This window comes from Candidatus Thioglobus sp. (assembly GCF_028599055.1).
Lineage (GTDB): Bacteria > Pseudomonadota > Gammaproteobacteria > PS1 > Pseudothioglobaceae > Thioglobus_A.
In genome coordinates, this window is record NZ_JAQRMS010000080.1 from 1,966 (window position 1) to 5,276 (window position 3,311).

A 3,311-nucleotide genomic window follows, 5' to 3' on the forward strand; every position below is an offset into this window, starting at 1 on the left:
TGCGTGATTCAACAAAAACAGCGCAAACAAACACCACTGCATTATTACCACCTAAACAAAGGCACTAAACAGCTGGATTTTACGATTTCCGGCAAACCTAAAGCCAAAGAGGATTAACGATTAAAACGCAAGTGCACTTACGGCTTAGTTTTGTTATGTGACAGGCCTTGCCTGTCACATAATTATTCTAACCAAATAAGATGCGCCATGCGCCCTGATCGATTACCATCACGTCGATAGGAAAAATACTCGCCTTTTTGCGCAAAGGTGCACTCATTGCCACCACTGATTGACTCAATACCCAAACCCTTTAGAATAATGCGTGCTGCTTGATAAATATCGAGTTTGTATTTGTCTTTAACTGTAATAAAAGCTTGTGCGAGTGATTTATCTTTCGCGATAAACTGATCATAAACTTCTTGGCCCACTTCAAAGTTGGCTTGTGAAATGGCTGGGCCAAAATGCACACGCAACTCTTGACCATCGAACTTAGCAACGAACGATTCAATAATACCGTTAACTATCCCCTGCCAACCTGCATGTGCCACACCAACTTGTGTGCCCGCTTGATTGCTGGCAAAAATTGGCAAACAATCTGCAGTCATCACTGCGCAAACAACACCTTTTTCTTTGGTTACGACTGCATCACCCAAACACTGCGCACTACTCGCATCTACGCAAATATCCGAATGAGTTTGCTCTAGGAATTTTGGCTTGGCGGGCAGCTGATATTTATCAACTAACAACGCTCGATTGTTATTCACTTGGATGGGATTGTCACCCACATGAAGTGCTAGGTTGAAATTATCATAGCCACTTTCAATTAAACAAGAGCGGTTATTTTTATCAAAAAAACGCGTGGTCGTAACTAACTTAACACTATCTGTAAAATTACTCACCATCATACAATGATAGCACGGCTAGCAACTCTTGCAGATCTTGTGGTAGTGGCGCTTTCCATGACATTTCTTCACCGGTAATTGGGTGAGAAAGTGTGAGTTTTTTAGCATGTAACGCTTGGCGATTAAATCCTTTAAGTGCATCTTTGAGATGTTCATCGGCTTTTTTTGGAAAACGAATCTTGCCACCATACATTGGATCGGCAATAAGTGGATGCTCGATGTGTGACATATGCACACGAATTTGGTGAGTGCGACCCGTTTCCAAAATACACTTAACATGGGTGTGATGGGAAAAACGATCAATTACGCGGTAATGCGTTACCGCGTCTTTGCCCTCACCCTCTTCAACTACCGCTTGTCTGATACGGTCTTTTGGATCGCGCCCAATTGGCGCATCCACCGTGCCGCCAGAAATCATGTGGCCATAGACAATGGCTGAATATTCACGTGAAACTGCATGAGTTTGCAATTGCTCAACCAGGTTTTTTTGCGCCAGCTCACTACGCGCTACCACCATCAATCCTGAAGTGTTTTTATCCAAACGGTGGACAATACCAGCACGATCTAAATTGGCTAATGACGGATCATAATGCAGTAGCGCATTGGCCAAAGTGCCTGTCCAGTTGCCTGCACCCGGGTGCGTTACCAAGCCTACCGGCTTATTAACCACGATAATATCTTCATCTTCATAGACCGCATCAATGGCAATATCCTCACCCAGCCAAGCATTGGTTTTTTCTTTAACCAAGGTTAGTGCAACTACCTCACCACCCAAAACTTTTTCTTTGGGTTTAAAGGTTTTATCATTAAGTAGCGCTTTGCCTGACTTAACCCAAGCGGTGATTTTAGAACGTGAATAATCTGGCAGCATCGTAGCTAGTGCACTATCAATACGCTGACCAATTAGGCGATCGGGAATAACGATGTTTAATAAATTCATGGGTGTATTTTACTTAGTAAACCCATCCTTATATGCGAGTATTTTTTACTCTTAGAAGGAAAATATTTGAAATACGAGTGCGCGTAGTAACTCTACGCAAGCAAGTATTTTGAATATTTGACACACTAAGAGTGAAAAAGAAGAAGCATAGAAAGTAATTTGGCGTCGCGTAAGAGATTTGAACTCCTGTTACCAGGATGAAATCCTGGGGTCCTGGGCCGGACTAGACGAACGCGACCAAAATATTTTAAATGAAATTAGGTAAAGATATTGTCAAATTTTCATCAGACGAAAAAAAACCTGATTTAAAAATCAGGTTTTAAGTGTATGGCATCGCCTAGGAGAATCGAACTCCTCTTACAAGGATGAAAACCTTGGGTCCTAACCGATAGACGAAGGCGACATAACATTTTTCTTGCTGCTGCTGGTGGAGCTAAGCGGGATCGAACCGCTGACCCCGACACTGCCAGTGTCGTGCTCTCCCAGCTGAGCTATAGCCCCAATTTTTGGTGCAAAGCAAAAAAACTAAATTATAGTCGCTATGTTGAATTAGTCAAGACTTAATTGGTAAAATAATCCCATGAAATTACAAACATTTGACGAAAAGACTTATCACTTAGACATTATGTACCACCAAGGTATGTATGAAAATTCAATTCACTTTATTTTTGATCACGAATCTAAGACTTGTGCGATTGTTGACCCCGCTTGGCATGCGGATTTATTTATTAAATACGTACAGAAAAAAGGCTACGTCATTACTGATATTTGGCTAACGCATTGGCATGGCGACCATACCAATGCTGCGGATGAAATTGCTGCGAAAACTGGCGCTAAAATCACCGTGGGTATTAACGAGTTGCCTTATTTGGATATTGAGCACGACTTAACCACAGTTAATGATGGCAACACCATTTCCCTGGGTGCCACCACTGCTACAATTATCAACACCCCAGGACATACTGCGGGTGGTATATGCTACCTACTAGATGGTCATATTATTGTTGGTGACACGTTATTTGTATACGGTGCAGGACACTGCTCAATGCCAGGTGGCAGCGTGCATGAATTCTATCATTCAATGCAAAAGCTAAAAGCTGTTGATGACGCCGTTATGCTTCATTGCGGGCATGATTATGGTTGCAAAATTAATACCACCATGGGTGAGCAGAAATCTGGCAACGCTTACTTGCTACTGGACAACGAGCCAGATTTTGTTCGCTTTGTTGAAGGCATGTCACAAGGGTTGGTTGCCTATCCAACTGATGCACTCAGTCTTAAAGAAGTGCAAGCCATGTTATGATTGGTTTTTTTGGCGGCTCCTTTGATCCTGTTCATCTTGGGCATTTAAATAACGCAGTACAAATTAAACAACAATTAGATTTATCAGCACTATATTTAATGCCGTGCAAAGCGCCGGTTCACAAAGACGAACTAACATTTTCAACCCAACAACGTCTAGATATGCT

At 42.2% G+C, this 3,311-nt stretch carries 4 protein-coding genes and 3 tRNA genes; 2 read left to right on the top strand and 5 right to left on the bottom strand.

The window, feature by feature from the left end; translation table 11 throughout:
- Positions 1–182 precede the first annotated feature (182 nt).
- From pgeF to PSN35_RS05785, 5 genes are all read right to left on the bottom strand, one after another.
- Positions 183–899, bottom strand: a complete 717-nt coding sequence (gene pgeF, locus PSN35_RS05765; protein ID WP_300030727.1) for a peptidoglycan editing factor PgeF — start codon at positions 897–899, stop codon at positions 183–185.
- Positions 892–1,842: a 23S rRNA pseudouridine(1911/1915/1917) synthase RluD gene (rluD, locus tag PSN35_RS05770; protein ID WP_300030729.1), complete on the bottom strand. Its 951-nt coding sequence runs from the start codon at positions 1,840–1,842 to the stop codon at positions 892–894. Before rluD ends, pgeF begins: the two co-directional genes overlap by 8 nt.
- Before the next feature lie 160 nt (positions 1,843–2,002).
- A tRNA-Glu gene (locus PSN35_RS05775) sits at positions 2,003–2,080 on the bottom strand.
- A 90-nt stretch (positions 2,081–2,170) separates the two neighbouring features.
- Positions 2,171–2,245 (bottom strand) — tRNA-Glu (locus tag PSN35_RS05780).
- A 22-nt stretch (positions 2,246–2,267) separates the two neighbouring features.
- Positions 2,268–2,343, bottom strand: a tRNA-Ala gene (locus tag PSN35_RS05785).
- Between the two features lie 79 nt (positions 2,344–2,422).
- Here PSN35_RS05785 and PSN35_RS05790 point away from each other — a divergent pair.
- Together PSN35_RS05790 and PSN35_RS05795 are read left to right on the top strand one after the other, a co-directional pair.
- A complete protein-coding gene (locus PSN35_RS05790) occupies positions 2,423–3,145 on the top strand; it encodes an MBL fold metallo-hydrolase (RefSeq protein WP_300030731.1) in 723 nt (240 codons plus the stop codon).
- Positions 3,142–3,311 (top strand): nicotinate-nicotinamide nucleotide adenylyltransferase (locus tag PSN35_RS05795; RefSeq protein WP_300030733.1); only part of this gene is annotated, 170 nt, incomplete at its 3' end. The genes PSN35_RS05790 and PSN35_RS05795, both read left to right, overlap by 4 nt.

Coding starts and splice junctions, on each gene's coding strand:
- rluD (WP_300030729.1), bottom strand. CDS start 1,842: ATGAATTTATTAAACATCGTTATTCCCGATCGCCTAATTGGTCAGCGT.
- PSN35_RS05790 (WP_300030731.1), top strand. CDS start 2,423: ATGAAATTACAAACATTTGACGAAAAGACTTATCACTTAGACATTATG.